Genomic DNA, 18,859 nt, shown 5'->3' on the forward strand with positions numbered 1-18,859 from the left:
TACGGCTAACTTCTATTAAATTTCAGGATAGGTTTCATGACGGACGCAACTCAACACGCGCTAGAGCAAGGCTCGTACGACTTAATTAAACGCCGCTTAAATAATTTTGGTGCTGATTTAAAAACGCAAATAGACGATGTAAATACACAGCGTATTAACGAATTTGGCAGCACAGAACTACAAGTGAAAGGACGTGTTCGCGTTCGCACTGAGCAAAACTGTACTCCGCGCGATATCGTGATTATTGGCGATAAAGTTATTTTTGCTTACAACGTATTTTTGGGCTTAAAAAAAGCAACCGCAATCAGCGACGTATTTAGTGTACAAAAACTGGTGCAGCAAGACGACCATTACGAAATTGAACCTTACCCTGATACGACACGTTTTTTAACGGATAGCCGTTTTATTCGTGATTTTGAAGAACTGTATACCTACTACAAACAAACTAGCCTACAGCATTTATACCAGCAAAATGGCAAGCTGTTTGCGCTATTCCAAATCGGTGACAAGTTATCGGATGTACGAGTTTTTCGCTGGGAAATTCATCCAGACAACACCATTAACTATATCGATAACCGTGGTGAGCGTGATATTCAACACGCACATGACTATGATTTTGAATGGCTCAAAACTGACCGAAGTAACCACATAGAAGGGCGCCACGCTCATATCAACATCGCCGATGAAGTGTTTGTTGAAACGATTGGCGGCTCACTAACGATTAAAATAGAAAACAGCACTGACACCGGTGAAGGGATTTATCAAGAGCCTGTTGATGATAAAAATCAATCCCTTGCTGATAGCGAAGTAGAATACGCGTTGGTAGGCGATTTAGTGCTGCTAAAAATTCTGCCGTACCGTGAAAAAATATGGCGCTATTTTATTTATAATACCCGTACTCAGCAGGTAATGCGCCAAGATGCAATCGGCAGTGCATGCGTTACTTTACCTGAAGATCACGGCATTATTTTCCCAGGCGGTTACTACTTACAATCAGGACAAGCACGCTCGTTTGAAGAGCAAATAGAAGATTTAGAGTTTCACCGACATATAAAGTCACCCAATGGCGAAGATGTTTTATACGTGTTTTACGAGCCAAGTGAAGGCCGTTACGCGCTATTTGCCTATAATATTATTGATAAAAACCTGCAAAATCCGATTTATTGTCACGGCTATGCTATTTACAACGATGGTATAACACTCACCTTTAAGGCTGATAAAGACCAAGCGGAGCGAGTACACCCAATTCAAATTTGGCAAAGCCCATTTGTATCCGCCGAGTTTGCAGCCAATGCGCCGCCACTTACTAGCTTTTTTGGCAAAATCGGCAACCCAGATTTAGTTCGCGGTATTTCTGATTTATACAGTGTCTGCAAAGCTATTAGCGAGCAAAGCCCGACCTTATTTCATTATGAAGATTTGATTGCTTTAAGCCGAAATATTTTTGACCGTTATCATTGGCTTAACGAAAGCGAATTTGCAGAAATCGCGAAAAATCTGCATAGTATTTTTGAAACTGCCGAGCAAGTGCTTGATGAGTTTGAAAAAGTCACCGAAATTCAAAACAAAGCCAAGCAAGCTCTGGTCGATATAAATAAGCGCTACACGGACGTAACCCGTGAAGTGCGCCCAGATAACTTTAAAACCGCCCCACAATTTGTGCAAGGTATTGATGCTTTAAAAGTACTCAAAGGCCAAGTAATAAGCCTTGAAGACATTAAATATATTGATATTGCAGCACTTAATAGCTTACAAAGTGAAATTGATGAGCACCTGGTGGAAGTAAGCCAAGCAACCGCTGCGTTTTTACAACAAGACAGCGCCTTGGCGCCGTACCACGAAAAACTTAAACAGCTTGAAGAGCTCAGCAGTAAAAGTGAAAGTGTCAGCGAGCTTAAAACCTATATTGCCCAGTTAGATGCGCAAAGTGTTGAGCTGGATTTACTGAATCACACGATGCTTGATTTAGATATTGACGACAGCCGTGTACGAACAAAAATTCTTGAAGATATCAGCGCTGTTTATGCGTTGGTTAATCGTGCTAAAGCGAGTATCGAAATTCGCCAAAAGAGCCTTGGCAGTGTTGAAGCGAAAGCTGAATTTGCTGCTCGGTTTAAGCTGTTTTCGCAAAGCATTACTAATGCGCTAAATAACGCAAAAACCCCCGAAGCATGTGACGACCAGCTTTCACGTTTGCTTATTCAACTTGAAGAGCTGGAATCACAATTTAGTGATTTTGACGAATACCTGACAGAGATCATTGCCAAACGTGATGACGTATACGAAAGCTTTGAGGCACATAAACAAAGCTTAATTGATACCCGCCAGCGCCGCGCTCTGAATTTAGCGAATGCTGCTGAGCGTATATTGCAAGGCGTAAACCGTCGTGCGCAAAGTTTTACTGAGCTTGATGTATTAAACACTTATTTTGCCGCCGATCCTATGATCAGCAAGCTTCGTGCATTGACTAGTGAGCTTAAAGAATTAGGCGATGAAATTCGTGCCGATGATATTCAATCAAAACTCAAAGCCAGTAAAGATCAGGGCATTCGTTCATTACGTGATAAACAAGATATTTTTACTGACGGCGGCAATACCGTCAGTATTGGTAAGCATGCTTTTAGCGTCAATAAGCAATTACTCGATTTAACCTTATTGCCGCGTGACGAGCAGCTAATGTTGCATTTAACCGGCACAGATTATTTTGAACCAATAACTGACAAGCAAAGCCTTGAAACCTTGCAACAAAGCCGTCACTTGTGGCAGCAAACTTTGGTATCAGAAAACGATAGCGTTTATCGTGGTGAGTACTTAGCAGCTCAAATTATATTGGCATGTGAGAACAGTGAGCACTCGCTGACTTTTGCGCAGCTAGAGCAGGCACAAAGAGATAAACAGTTATTGCAGTTGGTGCAAAAATTTGCCGAACCGCGTTACCAAGAAGGTTACGAAAAAGGCATTCATGATCACGACACATCTGCGATTATTGATACCTTATTAACGCAAAAAAATAGTTTGGATTTACTTATTTATCCGGCTAGTTGCCGCATTGTTGCGCAGCTGTTTAGTGCGCAATTATCTGCCGCACAGCAGAGTGAGTATTTCCATCAAGCAAGCAATGCTATTTTGATGGATAAACACTTTACCGCGACTAGTTTTATCGGCGCCTTAACCGCGCAATTAAGTGAACAGATCAACGACTTTTTAACTCAAGTTAGCAAATTATCAGCACGCTTTGCTGATTTATCCACTGACTTAGCCGCCGCTTATTTAGTGCAGCAATTAGCGCAACAAAAAACCGCGGATCAACAGTTGTTTATCGTCTCTCAGCAAGCTAAAAATTTGGCTGAACAGTTTAGTAGTGATGCTAAAGCTAAAGGTTATAGTAACGAGCTTGCTCAGGCTTGTGAAAACGTCAAGCAAACTGATGAGCGGGCATTATTATTTTTAAGTTGGCTTAATGCGTATTGCTTGCAAAGCCCTAAAGTGTCGGCAATGGTGCAAGCGGAAGCGGCTAACTACTTACACCTCAGTGCCACTACAGCATTGCAGTATACCGTACTGGATGCCACGCCGAGCACGCAAGTTGAGCGTTTAATGGGGCAGCATAATCGAGTGCAAGAGCAAGTCTTAAATTTAGATTACGCTGAGTTTTATGCCAGAACTCGTAAATACATCACTGAGCAAGTACCTGCTTTTGAGCAGTATCATGCACTGCGCAGTGATATTTTAGCTGAGCAAAAAGAGCGCCTGCAGCTTGATGAATTTAAAGCCAGACCGCTTAGTTCGTTTGTACGTAATCAGTTGATCAATAAAGTGTACTTCCCAATTATTGGCGATAACTTAGCAAAGCAAATTGGCTCAGCAGGTAAAAACAAACGCACTGATTTAATGGGCATGTTATTACTGATCTCGCCGCCAGGTTACGGTAAAACCACCTTAGTGGAATACGTTGCTAACCGTTTAGGGCTGACTTTTGTAAAAGTAAATTGCCCGTCGATAGGGCACGATCAGGTGTCACTCGATCCTGCTCAAGCCATGAACGCCACTGCTGAAAAAGAGATTGCAAAAATCAATCAGAGCTTTGAAATGGGCAATAACGTGATGCTGTATTTGGATGATATTCAGCATACTAATCCTGAGTTTTTACAAAAGTTCATTTCCCTGTGCGATGGTTCAAGACGGATTGATGGGGTGTGGAATGGTAAAAGTAAAACCTATGATTTACGCGGTAAAAAGTTTGCTGTAGTGATGGCAGGTAACCCTTACACGGAATCTGGCGAGAGCTTTAAAATTCCTGATATGTTGGCAAACCGCGCCGATATTTATAATCTTGGCGATACTTTAGCTGGCTGTGAGCAAGAGTTTGCCATGAGCTTTATAGAAAATGCGCTAACCTCTAATGCGGTATTAGCGCCATTGGCTAATCGCAATATGGAAGATTTATATAAGTTAGTGCGGATGTGTCAAGGCGAAGATATTTCATTAAATGAGCTTGAACACGGCTATTCACAAGCGGAAGTTAACGAAATTAAAGCGGTACTGATGCGATTAATCACTATTCGTAATACCGTACTAAAAGTGAACGCCCAGTATATTGCCTCAGCCGCGCAAGATAATAATTACCGTACAGAGCCGCCATTTAAACTGCAAGGCAGCTACCGTAATATGAATAAAATGGCAGAAAAAGTAGTCGCTGCCATGAATGACGAAGAACTAGAAAACCTGATCTGCGACCATTATCGCGGTGAAGCGCAAACGCTCAGCAAAGGCTCGGAAGAAAACTTACTTAAACTCGGTGAACTGCGTGGCACCTTAAGCGCCGAACAGCAGCAGCGCTTTAGTCAAATTAAAGCTGATTTCGTACGGTTAAATAAACTTGATGGTGCCGGCAGTCCAGTAATGATGGCGGTAGAGCAAATGGGGTATTTACATCAGTCACTGGAGGAGATTGCCAGTAAACTCAGTAAAAACAACCTAAGCCACGATTACAGCCAGCTACTACAAAGCCTTGGTGTGAATTTGCAAAGCTTAGATAATAAACAAGCAATTAATAGTATTGCGCAATCACTTGATAATAAAGAGGCTATGAATGCGTTAACCGCAGCGGTTACTAGTAATAATAACCAAGTATCATTTGCGCAGCTTGTTAATGCAATTAATCAACAAACTCAAGGTATCAACAGTAACAATGTGCAAGCTCAGTTTGAAAAATTGATTGCTGCATGGGGCGCGAAGTAGCATTTAAATTAATCACCAAGGAAGCAATATGGATATCAAAGTACCTGAACTAAAAGGAGTGATGGGTAAGGCTACGATTTCGGCAATTTATGTTAATGAGGGGGATACCGTAGTACGAAACCAAACTTTATTTGATGTTGATTTTGACAAAGTGGTGTTGGAAGTGATTGCTGCCTCTGCCGGGGTTGTTCATAGCTTTAGTGCCAAGCAAGGAGATTAGCTATATCCGAGCAAGTGGTAATGCAACTAAGAGAAATAGCCGTTGCTGAGCAAACAACATCAGAGCAATGACTCTTGCAGATGGACTCGTCGAGCAGGATTAACTGCTCGGCTTGGTCATTGATGTTTGTAAAATCAACCGCTTTTAATAACTAAAGTGCATTATAAGGCGGGTTTAATTGGCGTTTTTGAAACGCTAGAATCGCAGTGTTTTTGATTATACCGTCTTCAATATTAATCGCGCGGCGGATGGTTTCATCTTGTTGCCATTGTGCCTTGCCTGCTAATACTGTTGGTAAGTATACAATCATGGCGGCAGAGATTGAACGTGTTGCGCTTTCCCATAAATAACTAGGTGTATGATCAACCGCGTAGTAATCCGTGGTTGCATGGCGAAACATCGGATTTGCAAATGTAGTGGGTTTAGCAAAAAAGAACCCCATACCTTCGTCACAGCTTACATCAATAATTAAACTGTTTGCTTTTAGGCAGTCCGCTTCAGATCCAATAACAAAATTAACTGGGTTTGCAGTTTCTTGAAAAGTACCATTAACGATAATATCGGCTTCGCTGATCAGCTCAGTTAGTGGCCGTTGTGTACCATCGTGTTCAACCACCATCATGCGGGCTTCGCCTTCAATACCTTGGCGAACTTTAACGTAATGGCAGTCGAGGATCTCTTCGCGTACTTCGTGATCGGGGCGCTGGATGCAAATCGTAATATCTCTAAAACCATGGGCTTTGAGTGCATAAATTGCACCGCGACTAACAGCACCAAAACTAAAGATGATGGTTTTACGTTGATCACCATAATGTCCATCAATACCTTTGAGCTGCAGTGCGTGTAACACCGCACAGTAGCCGGCCATTTCGTTATTTTTATAAAAAGTATGACGGCCAACATTGCCTTGTGGCGACCATACAAACATATCTTCAAACGCAATGAGAGTGAGTTTTCTATCAACTGCAGCTTGGGTTATTTCGCGTTGTTGTACGCAATGTACGTAGCCCCAAAGGGTGCCACCTTCACGTAGTTCTTGTAAATCAGCAAGCACCGGTTTGGCGATGATCACGCTGCCTATTTTGGTTAAAATATCACTGCGACTTGCAACACCACCGGTTAATGCGGCTATTTGCGCATCGCTCACATTAAAAGCTTTGCCGTAGCCTTGTTCAAAGATCAGTTGTTTTCTAAGTTGTTCTGGAATGCGCTTAAGGGGTCTGGGTGGATGGGGTAACGTCGCTCATCTGTCTTACGTGACGTACCAATTACGCCAATAGTTAATTCACTCATGCTATCGCCTTGTTTAAAGTATGCTGAGTTCATAAACGAATGATGCTACTTCGCCAACAAACTGTGGGCTGTTTTACAGGCAAGCGCAACACTTGACTGTAAACAATGGTGCTCAGTAAAGGGTTTTGTTATTTACTAAATTAGTGTTTTTAATATAAAGCAGTTTTAAATCAGGTGGTTAACTTGCATAGAATGACAAGTTGAAAGTAAATATGGCATAGCCGCGATTGGCTTTTGCGTATTAGCGGTTGAGTATAACAGTAAAACAGTGGCGCATGCGCTTAACACAGCAATAAGAAAATTAAACAACTACAAAGACACAGGGGTATTGTGTGATAAAAGGACTCGATACAGCGAGTCCCACTTTTTTAGCAGCTTACTTTTCTGCAGAATATGGGTCTTCAGCCATTAGGTAGGCTCTCAAATCTGCTTTTTGCGGTTGTGAATTAAGCCATGTTCTGAGTTCTTTCACTTTTGTATAAGTGTCTGCGCCGAATTTATCAGCATATATGTCACTAAAGTTTTGCTTGGTACTTTGCTCTCTAATTTGGTTTTGCCATTGCTGTGTTACTACCGCATTCAATGTACCAGCTAGGCCTTCTTCTTTTAGTAATTCCCATTCACCTGCATCTAACCAGATCCCACCTACTGGTGCGCTGTAATCTATACGGTGGTCAGTTGATGAAGAAATACGAAACTTACGCATAATGACCCCCGATACTGGGCAAATTAACGCTTTTTTAGTGTCTGTAGCGTCGGCTTCGAATGAGATATTGTCAGCAAATGCAAAGTTTGGGTTACGCTCTTTCCAAGCTGCAAAGTCTTCGATTAGTATCCAGTGGCCATTACAGTGCGTGCATGTGTGTGAACGAAATTGACCTTCAATAAAACTAGGTTTAAGTAACCCTTTACCACAACTTGTACAATTCATAGTATCCCTTAATTCATGCTATTTATTATTAATAATAACAATGATGTTACCGTATTTTTAGAATCAATAACAAAGCTTTGTTCTGTTTAACTGCAAATTTTAGCTAGCGCGTTGACTCTTCGTTTTTACTGCGTTTACAACGCTCTGAGCAGTAAATAACGTTATCCCAGTCGCGCTGCCATTTTTTACGCCAAGCAAAATCACGTTTGCAAGTGGGGCAGGTTTTTTGCGGTAAAGTTAGTTTTTTATGAGCCATTGTGATGGTTTGCCTTGGTATTTTTTGAGCTAGGGGCGATGCTTACATGCTTTTTTAAAATCGCAGGAATAGCGCGCTTAACCTCAATACGTTCGCGATATTGCCAAAGCCGTTCTCTCGCTTCTTTAGACGCTTTGGTTAAATCAATCATCGGTGCAGGGTAATCGTCACCTAGTTTAAAGTCGTTAAACAGCGCTTCCATTGGCGTTTGCTCCCAAGGTTTATGCAAGTATTCTACAGGCAGCTTTTCAAGCTCTGGGCACCATTTTTTTATAAATTCACCGCTCGGGTCTTGCTCCTCAGATTGTTTAATTGGGTTGTAATGGCGAATAGTATTAATGCCCGTGACTGAGGCTTGCATTTGTATTTGCGGGTAGTGGATCCCCGGTTCAAAGTCTAAAAAATAGTTAGCTAACGGCAGGCTTGCATGTTGCCAGCTGATGTTTAAATGATGCGTAACAAAACTAACTAACATAGCGCGCATTCTAAAATTAATATAACCGGTGGCTTTTAAACAGCGCATGCAGGCATCAATAATAGGAATACCGGTTTTACCCTGTGCCCAGCGTTGAATATCGCTAGTAACCTGTGCGTCATCACGATATGGAAATGTGTGGTAGCCTGGGTTAAGCGCTTTAAATTCCATAGTGCACTGACTTTCAAATTTTTGCATAAAATGACAATGCCAATGCAAACGGGAGATAAACGCCGCGAGTGGTCGCTTCCAGCCTCTTCTATCTAGGAGCTTCGAGTCATACGTGGTTATTGCTTTTTGGTACACTTGCCGAAGGCTTATATTACCCCATGCTAAATAGGGCGATAGCCTAGAGCAATGGGTGCGACTTAAACTTGGGCTGGATATTCCTTTTTGATAACCCTTGCCACGTTCAGCAAAAAAGCTTTGCATTACTTCACGAGCAAGTCGTGGGCCGCCTTGCTGAAAATGTTCATTATCTTGCGTATAAGCTTTGGCAAGCTTAGGTGCTCGGTATTCAGAAAGGGTGAGTGGCTTTATTTGCTTCCAATTAGGTATAGCAATAGGTGCTTGCATGGTTTGTTGCCAGCGCTCGTTCCAATTGTGGCGATTTTTTTTACCCCGTATCACAGCCCCAGTTGGCGACTCTAGCCAGTTGATATCGTTATGTTGACACCATATTTTAATGGCTTTATCACGCTCAAAGGTGTTATTTAGCCCTATCTCTTGGTGGCTAAAGATGTTTGTGATTGCAAACTGCGTATTGAGCGATTCAAGCAGGGTTTGCATGTCTTCATTAAATATATATACGTGGCTATTAAAGCGAGCCAACTGAATGTTTAGGTCGCAAATAGATTGATAGACAAAGCGCCAATGCCGCTCGTTGTAGTGTCGATCTTCAAGCAGTATAGGTTCAAAGTTATAAATTAATAATGTAGGCAGGCCATTACTAAACGCATTTTTTAAAGGCTGATGATCGCTTAGGCGTAGGTCACGCTTAAACCAGACTATGTTTATTTTTTTACGCATCATAGCTTGCTTAGCGGCCAATCAGCGGCATCGTTTGTATCTAACGGGCGAACTGCATTGCCGTGCCAGTGATTTATAAAGCTATTATTCGGGTCATACATTTGCGTTTGCTTTGGTAAATTAAATCGTCTACCAGAACGCGGATCGGCGCCAACACCCGCTAGATATTGCCAATTACCCCAATTGGCGGCTACATCATAGTCAATCAGTTGCTGTTCAAAGTAAGCTGCACCAAAACGCCAATCTAGGTTTAATTCATTAACAAAGCAGCTAGCGACTAATTGACGACCACGGTTAGACATATAACCAGTTTGATTAAGCTGCTTCATGCAGGCATTAACAATTGGATAGGGGGTTGTGCCTTCGCACCAATTTGCAAAACGCTCAGGGTAAAAACTAGTTAAAGGTTTACGGTGTGTAATCCCTTGAAATGCAAATAACTGACTATCATAGCGCAAGCTATAAAGTTGAAAATATTCGCGCCAAAGTAGCTCAAAGTAAATCCAATAAGTGGATTCGTTAGCTCCATGTTTTTGTTCGTATTGCTGTAAGGCAGTCATAATTTGCCGCACTGATAAATTACCATTGGCAAGCCAGGGCGAAAATTTGGTTGAATTTATCATGCCATCAAGGGCATTGCGGGTGAGCTTATATTTGCTTGGTGCGGTGCTTGAAAAGTACAGCTCTAAGTGGCGGTGAGCGGCAGCTTCGCCTGCATCAAATACAGTACTGACAGCGTTAACTTTAGGCAGTAATTTAGACCAACAAACCGGTGCGATCAATGGCACAGGAAAATTATGTGGTAAATCGGTAGCTGGCTTTATAAGTAGGTTAGAAGATTCAATTTTTTTGCGGAATTGGCTGAAGGTTGCCGGTAGCTCATTAACTACAAACGGCAGCTGCTGCAAATCATAGAGCGTAAAAGTATTACTTTGCTTAAGTGTAAGAGTGTCATATTTATTGGTGATCGCTGCCAGTGTTCGCCTTTCATTTAAGCCCATTTGTTCGCTGCAATACAGCACGTGAATATTGTGGTGAGAGTAATAATGACCAATTACGTCTATGGGTGTTTTAAAATAAACCACCAAGTGCTGACCGAATGAATTAAGTTGGTTATTTAATTCATGCAGTGACTTTACTAAGAAAGCCCAACGTTGCCCGCCTAACGTTTGGCAGTTAAAGCGATTGCTTTTAAACCATTTAGGATCAATACAATAGATAAAGCTAATTTTTGAACTTTGCTCACACGCTTGCTGTAATAGCTGATTATCGCGTAAGCGTAAGTCATGGGTAAACCAATATAAGGAGTGTGTCATATAATTAACTTGCCATTTTAGTTGTGCTAATCCATTCTGATTTTTATACGTAATAAACTTAAAACACGTTTAAAAAAGAGCTAATGTATAATTATTTTTATAACTAAGGTGAAGCGAAGGTGTATTTAGATTTAACGGATGACGGCAATAAAATTAATATTTACAGCCAGTTAGTGGGAGGCATTACGCCAAGGCCGATTGCTTGGGTAAGTACCGTCGACAGTGATGGTGTGGCAAATATTGCTCCTTATTCGTTTTTTACTGTGGCCAGTGTTAATCCACCAGTATTGAGTGTGACGCAGGTAAACCCGAGTGATAATAAAAATAAAGATACTTTAAACAACTTATTGGCTACAAAAGAGTGTGTGATTAATGTAGTTAGTCATGAGTTGGTGGAGCAAATGAATCAAAGCTGTGGTAATTATCCTTCACAAGTTAGTGAGTTTGCAGCTGTGGGGATTGAGGCAACAGCCAGTCAAGTTGTAAAACCTTTAAGTGTGGCTGCTGCTAAAGTGCGTTATGAATGTCGATTACGTGAAGTGATCACAATTTCAAAGCAATCTGCTGGTGGTCAAATGATGTTACTTGATGTGGTAGGGGTTTTTATTGATGACAACGTGTTGATTGATGGTTATATCGACCCGCATGTCTTGAATACTGTTGGAAAGATGGGCGGCAATGAGTTTGCTACCACACAGCAGTTATTTAGCTTAATTCGGCCTGAACTTTAAATATACATAGCTGTTAGCGAGGCTCTAAAACGCGCTTAATACAAAGCCAAGTACTAGGTACTTGGCTTATTTTTTTGTAAACTTTTAACTTAGTTGAGTGCCGTAGAAAGCGAGATTTCTGCATTCATTAATTTTGAAATTGGGCAACCTTGTTTTGTTTGCTCACACAGTTTATTAAATTCTGACTCAGAAATACCTGCGATTTTAGCCTCGACATGCAGCGCAATATGACTTACTGCAAAGCCGTCATCCACTTCATCTAAACTGACAACGGCACTTGTGGTGATATCATCGGCTACATAATCGGCTTCTGTTAACGCCAGTGAAAGTGCCATGCTAAAGCAAGCACTGTGTGCAGCAGCAATGAGTTCTTCAGGGTTGGTGCCTTGCTTGCCCTTCAAAGCGTGTATTGAAGCCGAAAGGTTGGTTTGTTAGCGCACCGCTTTCGGTGTTTATATGGCCTTTACCCGATTTTATATTGCCAGACCAATGTGATAGCGCTGATTTTTTAATCGTCATACTCATCTCCTTTGTAATATTTTCGCTGATTGTGAAAAGCCTTCACATTTTTAAAGTGAAATAGCCTCACTACAATACCTACTGCAATATAAACGCCACATATAATTAGAGTGTAAGTTAAATGGGATTAATGAGTTTTGCTCAGAAAATAAGTATTTTCTAATCGAACTAAAAAACGGCCACTAGGGCCGTTTTATTGAGCTAAAGCTTAAAGAGTTGATACGTAATCTGAAATTTCTTTGCTAGCAGCATCTTTACTTTGTTCAGCGCCTGGCATATTTAGGCCTTCAGCATAAATAAAGGCGACATCAGTAATACCTAAGAAAGCAAAAAAGTCTTTTAGGTACTTAGTTTGGGTATCCATATCTGAGCCGACATACATGCCACCACGTGCGGCAAGAATTACCACTTTGGTGTTTTCAACTAATCCTACCGCGCCTGTTTCAGTATACTTAAAGGTAATACCTGCGCGAGCAACGCGATCGATCCATGCTTTTAATGTTGATGGAATACCAAAGTTATACATAGGTACGCCCATCACGATCAGCTCATTATTTTGTAGCTCAGCAACAAGCTCATCAGAAATAGTCGCTAATGCATTTTGCTCATCGCTACGCTCTGAAGGCGATGTCATCCACGCGCTCATTTCAGCTTGCGTAAGATGCGTTAGTGGGTTTGCAGCAAGGTCACGATGAGTAACAGCAAGCTCTGACTTTTTCGTGAGCTCGGCAATAAATTGTTCACTAAGCTGGTGTGAGTTACCTTGTTCACCATTAAGTGATGAGTTAATTAGTAATACGTTTTTCATAGCAGTTCCATTAATTGCAAGTTATTAATTTAAAGCATATCCTTTTGTATGATAAATTAATAATGCAATTTATAGGTTCAACCATTCTATTTTAAAGAATGGTTACTGGAAATTAATACAGTTGATGAATTAGTTTGCCAAACAACGACTAGCAAAAACAGCTATTAACCCTTAAGATAGTTGCAAAAACAAAAATGGAATTTTCTATGAAATTTAAACTGCTTATATTATGCGTAATGTGGAGTGTTTGTTTTAGTGCGATATCCGCTACAAAATTACCAATTGAATCATTTGCTGCACTAAAGTCATTTAGTCGCTTACAGCTTTCTCCAAATGGTGAAAATCTCGCCTTTGTTAGAAACGTAAAAGGTGAATTGGTGTTGATGGTTTACAACACCAAAGACGCCAGTTTTAAGTCTATTTTAAAATCTGATGACCATACTATCTTTTTTGATTGGTATAACTGGGCAAACGATGACGTATTACTGCTAGGCGCTCGGTATATTAAACGCCAACGCGGTGGAATTAAGTATGCATCGACACGTCTGTATAGCTACAACATCAAAAATAATGAATCAATTAAGATAGCAACAAAACCAGATTATGGCCGTGATGAACGTCAACCCCAATTTGAAGATCAACTGCTTAGCTTTTTACCACACAAAAAAGATACCGTCTTGATCCAGGCCGACTACGATGTGGCAAATATGCCTGCTGTTTATGAACTTGATTTAAATAATCAGCGCAAAAAGAAAGTTCAACGCGCACGAAGCAGTGTGGTCGACTGGATAGCTGATCGCCAAGGTAATGTGCGTATTGCCCAGAAAATGGATGATGATAAGTTTAGTTATGAACTTTTGCATCAGCAGTCAGGTGATTGGGAAACATTATTTGCATACAGTGCGTTTAGCGATAAAAGTGTTGCTATTTTAGGCTTTGATAAAGACCCTAACTTTATTTATATCAAAGCGATTCATAATGGCCGAGACGCGTTGTTTAAGTTTGATTTAACCACTAAAAAACGTGAATTAATTTACAGCGATGATAAATATGATGTTGATGGTGATATTTTTTACTCACCAAAAACCGGTGAAGTTGCTGGATTTACTCATTCACAGTTACCTGATGGGGTGCAATATTGGGATGCTGATTTAGCTGCCTTACAAACCGCTATTCGTAATGTATTACCCGCAGAAGAATTTTCAGTCGATATTTTAAATACCAGTGATGATCAGCAAAAATATGTGTTGTTTATGAGTTCGGATTCAACTTCAGGGACTTACTTGCTCGGTGATCGGCAAAACAATGAGCTGTCCGTTTTTGCCACAGCTTATCCTGACATTGACGAAACAATTTACCGCGGCAAAGAGCACATTAGTTTTAAAGCACGTGATGGTTTAGCCATTGAAGGTTATTTAACTTTGCCGGTTGGCTATAAAAAAGGCGATAAACTGCCGACCATTATATTCCCGCACGGTGGGCCAATGGCGCGTGATTACAGCAACTTTGATTACTGGACTGCGTTGTTGGCCTATCATGGTTATGCCGTATTACAACCTAACTTTCGTGGTTCGAGTGGCTATGGCTATGATTTTTTAATGCAGTCGGTGCAAGGGTTTGGTCAAGCAATGCAAGACGATTTGCAAGACGGCGCACTATGGCTTGTAGAGCAAGGTATAGCTAACAAAGATAAAATTTGCATTGGTGGCGCAAGCTATGGTGGTTATGCAGCATTAATGGCGGTAGTAAAACACCCAGAAACCTTTAAATGCGCAGCAAGCTTTGCTGGTGTCAGTGATTTAGAGCACTTAGTAAGGCAAGCGCGGTATTTTACTAATAAAGAGATTGTTAGAAAGCAATTTGGCACAGATGACGATGTGCTGGCAAAAAGCTCGCCGGTTAATTATGCCAAACAAATAAACCGCCCAGTATTACTTGTGCATGGCAGTGATGACAACATAGTGCCTGTTTACCATAGCCGTGAAATGGAAGACGAGTTAGATGATGAGGATAAAGATGTAACTTACATTGAACTTGAAGATGGCGATCACTATTTGTCGTATCAACCTTATCGGATCCAAACCTTACAAGCGTTTTTAGATTTTTTTGATAAACACTTAAAAGAGTAATAAGGCGACCAAAAGGTCGCCTTAATTATTAATTCGCTAATTCTGAATCGATATGACGGGTTAAGTTTGTTACCCAATTTACATATTGGCGATGTATTTTTTCACCGTTGTAATCTAGGTTTATCGAGTCTTTATAATCAATGTCATACTGCGCTGCATTATAGTTAATATTAACGCGGAGCTGATGTTTACGAATATCTAACACCCCTAGTATTTTACCTGTTTCTTGTATGCGGCATTTCCAAGTAAGTTGTTTACAAGCGAGTAAAATTGCTTCCCCAACACTTTCTTGTGTATGTGTTGTATTTGCATTTTGTGGCACTAAATTTTCATCAAAATTACGCATCTGCACCAAAGTACTGCAACCTGATAATGCAGCGATAGTCGCTGCTAAAATAATTAATTTTTTCATGGGTAGTCCTTTGCTTTAAAACAATATGATAACTTAAGTTTGTGTGAAAATGCACCGTCTTAGTACATTTTTATAATGCTGTTTTTACAGCAAAGATTGAAGGTGCGAAGAGACTTATAGACTTTGCTTCAAGGTGTTATTGAAAAGCTTAAATATGAGTATTTTTAGTGAGACAAATAAAAACGCGGTTAGTTATACTCGCCGCGTTTTTATGTTTAGTGACTAAAAGTCGTTTTTACTATGGCGCTCAGCTAATTGCTCGTTTTCTGGTCCCCAAGTACGATTTACACGACGGCCGCGTTTAACCGCAGGGCGACGCGCAATCTGCTTAGCCCAGCGCATTACATGAGTGTAAGACTCAACATCTAAAAATTCTGCTGCATCATAAATATCCCCAAGTACCAGTGAGCCATACCAAGGCCAAATCGCAATATCCGCTATTGAATACTCACTGCCTGCCATATAGTCATGGTCGCTTAAATGGCGATTTAATACATCTAGTTGACGCTTCACTTCCATGGTGAAACGGTCAATAGGGTATTGCATTTTATAAGGGGCGTAAGCATAAAAATGACCAAAGCCACCACCTAAATACGGAGCAGAACCCATTTGCCAAAATAACCAGTTACGGCATTCAGTTTTACTGGTGTGATCGCTTGGTACTAGAGCTGCAAACTTTTCAGCTAAGTACTGTAAAATGGCACCCGACTCAAACACGCGCGTAACTGGGTTAGTACTGTGATCCATCAATGCTGGAATTTTTGAATTAGGATTAACGCCTACAAAGCCTGAACCAAACTGGTCGCCATCACCAATTTTAATTAAAAATGCGTCATACTCGGCTGCAGTAATGCCAAGCTCTAATAGCTCTTCAAGCATGATTGTGACTTTTTGGCCATTCGGCGTTGCTAAAGAATATAGCTGTAAAGCATGTTCGCCAACTGGCAGCTCTTGAGGGTGAGTTGCGCCGGCAATTGGCCGGTTTGTTTTAGCCCATTCACCGCCATTTTCTGCATCCCACTGCCACACGGCTGGTGGGGTATAGTTTTCGCTGTTACTCATCAAAACTCCTCAATCGTTGGATATAGATGTTATTACGAACAATCCATCCTAGTTGATCATTAAGGGCAAGGGAAGTAAAGTTAAATTTCAATTCATACTAATGGCACAATCAATAAACATGGCTTGGCAATTGGTTTTTAATTGCTGAGTCATCGGTGAGGCTGTAACCCAGATAAGCAATAGCAAAACAGAGTAGTAAATAGCTAGCTTTTATAATGATCCTTATTATTTTAGCGAAATAAATACTAACGGATCCGTGTCGCTGATTCAGAATATCAACGAAAAATTTGTTTTTGTAGCGCAGTGCTGTATTGCCGATTCTGCCCAGCGCTAAACTGAGGTATAATGCTTGAATTGCTAGTAACTGCCTCAATATAGTTACTACTCATTGCGATGTTGTATTATTTTCAATGCAAATCATTTTTGTGATAATATCACATTTTAGTATCGCATTACTTTTTAATATTTGGATTTGTCGTGGCGCAAGTAAGAGCTAGAGTCCAGCTTAATGTTGGCAAAAACAGTGATATACCCGCAGAGATAGTGTCATTCAGCGGTTTAAAAGATGGCCAAGAGCATGTAGCTTTGGTATTTAATAATGCGGATAGCGAGCAGTCTGTGCCGCTTATTCGCATGCATTCAGAGTGTTTAACCGGCGATGTTTTCCACTCATCACGTTGTGACTGTGGTGAACAACTTAACGAATGCATTGAGATGATGCATGAACAAGGTGGTATTTTACTTTATTTACGCCAAGAAGGGCGTGGTATTGGCTTGTATAACAAAATTGATGCCTATGTATTGCAGTCACAAGGTATGAATACCTACGAAGCAAATAATCATTTAGGTTTTGCTGATGACTTACGTGATTTTTCTGACGCCGTATTGATGCTAGAAGCGATGGGGCTCACTCATGTAAAACTTATGACTAACAATCCTAAAAAACTAAATGCCCTAAAAGATGCGGGTATTGAAGTTGATTCAGTGATTGGCACGCATGCACATATCAAAGCCGGATTAGCGGGCAATAAAGCGTACCTAGAGACGAAAATTAAGCATGGTGCGCATATGTTAGATATAAAGAAGATTAAAAAACCGTAATTTTACGCGGTCGTCTATGTAATCAGATCCAACGCCGAGTTATACTCGGCGTGTTTTGTTGTTAATTAAGAGCAAGTATGTCAATTGAATTACGAGTATTTAAGGCCGATGCAGGGCTGAAGTGGTTTAAAGCTGGGTGGCTTATTTTTAAAACTCAGCCTTTTACCTTTATTTTTATGCATTTATTTATCGGCATAATTGGTTTGCTGTCGCTATTTCTACCTTTTTTACAAATTATAGCAGCCTTAGCCACCCCGTTTTTAACCGCAGGGTTTTATCAAGCGGTGATCACTAAGCAGCAAGGTGGCAAAATTATGCTGGCGGATATCTTAAAGCCGTTTACGGCTAAGGGAAATCGCCTAGGGTTGTTGCGCTTAGCTCTGTATCAAATGGCGGCAGGTGTGTTAATGGCGTTATTGGCCGGAGGCTTATTTTCCGAAGCGATTGAGATAATGAGTAATCCAAATGTTGACCCTAACATTGCTTTACAGCGAGTGGTTGATAGTATTTCAATGGCAAACGTGGCACTGTTTTTAATTGCCTTATCGGTGTATTTAACGGCTTTTTCTTATGCTGTGCCGTTAGTTTACTTTAATCAACAAAAACGTATTTTTGAGGTGCTAAAAAGCTCATTCATGGTGTTTTATCATAATATGGCACCACTGAGTGTATATGGCGCTATTGCAGCTGTATTGATGATGTTTTCAATGTTCTTATCATTCTTACCACTGTTGGTTTTAATGCCGATTTGTTACATTAGCTTTTTTGTTTCTTACCAAGCTATTTTTATGCCGGTTGTGCCGCCTGCTGATACTAAGCCTGTATCGCCGCAGCATAATGATGATAGCGGTCGTTTTGACGCATAATGGCTGATGAAATGGATGAAGCATTACAAAAAAAGTTAAAAAATTATGTGCTTTGGTTACTTGGTCGACAAGAGTATTCGCGCCGAGAGTTAACGCAAAAATTACAGCAAAAAGAGGCGACGCCGGAATTTATAGAGGTTCTATTAGATTGGTGCGAAGAGCACAATTTTATTAATGAGCAGCGCTATATTGAAGGGTTTGTACGTCGTCATATTGCTAAAAAACATGGCTTAAAACGTATACAAAGTGAAGCTATGGCGAAAAGGATTGACCGAACACTATTAGAAAGTGTCATTGAATCATTCGAGATAGACTGGTTTCAATTAGCGCAGGATGCGTATTTAAAGAAATATTCAAATTCACAGGACGACTTCGATCAGAAAGAAAAAGCTAAGCGCGTGCGCTACTTAATGTATCGAGGGTTCAGTTACGAACAAATTGATTTTGCAATGCAAGCACAGTAAAAATGG

At 40.7% G+C, this 18,859-nt stretch carries 16 protein-coding genes and 1 pseudogene; 7 read left to right on the top strand and 10 right to left on the bottom strand.

All coding sequences use genetic code 11. The features are described from left to right. Window positions 1–36 precede the first annotated feature (36 nt). Entirely contained in the window at window positions 37–5,241 is a 5,205-nt protein-coding gene (locus A7968_RS10050; RefSeq protein ID WP_064666443.1) for a DNA repair ATPase, read from the top strand. 28 nt (window positions 5,242–5,269) lie between these two features. Further along, window positions 5,270–5,461: a biotin/lipoyl-containing protein gene (locus A7968_RS10055; RefSeq protein WP_064666444.1), complete on the top strand. Its 192-nt coding sequence runs from the start codon at window positions 5,270–5,272 to the stop codon at window positions 5,459–5,461. 151 nt (window positions 5,462–5,612) lie between these two features. Here A7968_RS10055 and A7968_RS10060 read toward each other — a convergent pair whose 3' ends face one another. The 6 genes from A7968_RS10060 to A7968_RS10075 all read right to left on the bottom strand — a co-directional run bounded on the left by A7968_RS10060 (window position 5,613) and on the right by A7968_RS10075 (window position 10,761). Next, window positions 5,613–6,608 carry a N(5)-(carboxyethyl)ornithine synthase gene (locus tag A7968_RS10060; RefSeq protein WP_227008850.1) on the bottom strand — a complete coding sequence of 332 codons (996 nt, stop codon included), beginning with the start codon at window positions 6,606–6,608 and terminating at the stop codon, window positions 5,613–5,615. Window positions 6,609–6,640: 32 nt separating this feature from the next. Continuing rightward, window positions 6,641–6,787 carry a hypothetical protein gene (locus tag A7968_RS23155; protein WP_157586716.1) on the bottom strand — a complete coding sequence of 49 codons (147 nt, stop codon included), beginning with the start codon at window positions 6,785–6,787 and terminating at the stop codon, window positions 6,641–6,643. Between the two features lie 343 nt (window positions 6,788–7,130). Beyond that, window positions 7,131–7,685, bottom strand: coding sequence for a TFIIB-type zinc ribbon-containing protein (locus A7968_RS10065; protein WP_064666446.1), 555 nt, complete (start codon window positions 7,683–7,685; stop codon window positions 7,131–7,133). A 103-nt stretch (window positions 7,686–7,788) separates the two neighbouring features. Beyond that, window positions 7,789–7,941 carry a DUF2256 domain-containing protein gene (locus A7968_RS22905; protein ID WP_084448133.1) on the bottom strand — a complete coding sequence of 51 codons (153 nt, stop codon included), beginning with the start codon at window positions 7,939–7,941 and terminating at the stop codon, window positions 7,789–7,791. Further along, complete coding sequence (locus A7968_RS10070) at window positions 7,931–9,445, bottom strand: cryptochrome/deoxyribodipyrimidine photo-lyase family protein (RefSeq protein WP_064666447.1); 1,515 nt, start codon at window positions 9,443–9,445, stop codon at window positions 7,931–7,933. The genes A7968_RS22905 and A7968_RS10070 overlap by 11 nt, the downstream gene beginning before the upstream one ends. Beyond that, window positions 9,445–10,761 (bottom strand): DASH family cryptochrome, encoded by a 1,317-nt coding sequence (locus A7968_RS10075; protein WP_064666448.1) that lies wholly within the window; start codon window positions 10,759–10,761, stop codon window positions 9,445–9,447. Before A7968_RS10075 ends, A7968_RS10070 begins: the two co-directional genes overlap by 1 nt. A gap of 119 nt (window positions 10,762–10,880) precedes the next feature. On the opposite strand from A7968_RS10075, the gene A7968_RS10080 reads away from it, so the two are divergent. Further along, complete coding sequence (locus A7968_RS10080) at window positions 10,881–11,492, top strand: flavin reductase family protein (protein WP_064666449.1); 612 nt, start codon at window positions 10,881–10,883, stop codon at window positions 11,490–11,492. 89 nt (window positions 11,493–11,581) lie between these two features. Here the strand turns inward: A7968_RS10080 and A7968_RS10085 are convergent. Then, window positions 11,582–12,011: pseudogene (locus A7968_RS10085) on the bottom strand (OsmC family protein). A 208-nt stretch (window positions 12,012–12,219) separates the two neighbouring features. Continuing rightward, window positions 12,220–12,819, bottom strand: coding sequence for an FMN-dependent NADH-azoreductase (locus tag A7968_RS10090; protein WP_064666450.1), 600 nt, complete (start codon window positions 12,817–12,819; stop codon window positions 12,220–12,222). A gap of 206 nt (window positions 12,820–13,025) precedes the next feature. Between A7968_RS10090 and A7968_RS10095 the strand changes: the two genes are divergently transcribed. Beyond that, the gene (locus A7968_RS10095; RefSeq protein ID WP_064666451.1) at window positions 13,026–14,948 is read left to right on the top strand and encodes an alpha/beta hydrolase family protein; all 1,923 of its coding nucleotides are present in this window, start codon (window positions 13,026–13,028) and stop codon (window positions 14,946–14,948) included. A gap of 28 nt (window positions 14,949–14,976) precedes the next feature. Here the strand turns inward: A7968_RS10095 and A7968_RS10100 are convergent, their stop codons facing one another. Continuing rightward, window positions 14,977–15,360 (bottom strand): hypothetical protein, encoded by a 384-nt coding sequence (locus tag A7968_RS10100; RefSeq protein ID WP_064666452.1) that lies wholly within the window; start codon window positions 15,358–15,360, stop codon window positions 14,977–14,979. Window positions 15,361–15,582: 222 nt separating this feature from the next. Next, a complete protein-coding gene (yghU, locus tag A7968_RS10105; protein WP_064666453.1) occupies window positions 15,583–16,422 on the bottom strand; it encodes a glutathione-dependent disulfide-bond oxidoreductase in 840 nt (279 codons plus the stop codon). 477 nt (window positions 16,423–16,899) lie between these two features. Between yghU and A7968_RS10110 the strand changes: the two genes are divergently transcribed. The 3 genes from A7968_RS10110 (at window position 16,900) to A7968_RS10120 (ending at window position 18,853) form a co-directional block, all read left to right on the top strand. After that, window positions 16,900–17,523: a GTP cyclohydrolase II gene (locus A7968_RS10110; RefSeq protein ID WP_064666454.1), complete on the top strand. Its 624-nt coding sequence runs from the start codon at window positions 16,900–16,902 to the stop codon at window positions 17,521–17,523. Window positions 17,524–17,600: 77 nt separating this feature from the next. Beyond that, on the top strand, window positions 17,601–18,389 hold the full coding sequence (locus A7968_RS10115) for a BPSS1780 family membrane protein (RefSeq protein ID WP_064666455.1): 789 nt from the start codon (window positions 17,601–17,603) through the stop codon (window positions 18,387–18,389). A gap of 11 nt (window positions 18,390–18,400) precedes the next feature. Further along, complete coding sequence (locus tag A7968_RS10120; RefSeq protein WP_064666631.1) at window positions 18,401–18,853, top strand: regulatory protein RecX; 453 nt, start codon at window positions 18,401–18,403, stop codon at window positions 18,851–18,853. Window positions 18,854–18,859 lie beyond the last annotated feature (6 nt).

Origin of the sequence: Pseudoalteromonas prydzensis (assembly GCF_001661495.1) — a bacterium.
GTDB classification, from domain to species: Bacteria; Pseudomonadota; Gammaproteobacteria; order Enterobacterales; family Alteromonadaceae; genus Pseudoalteromonas; species Pseudoalteromonas prydzensis.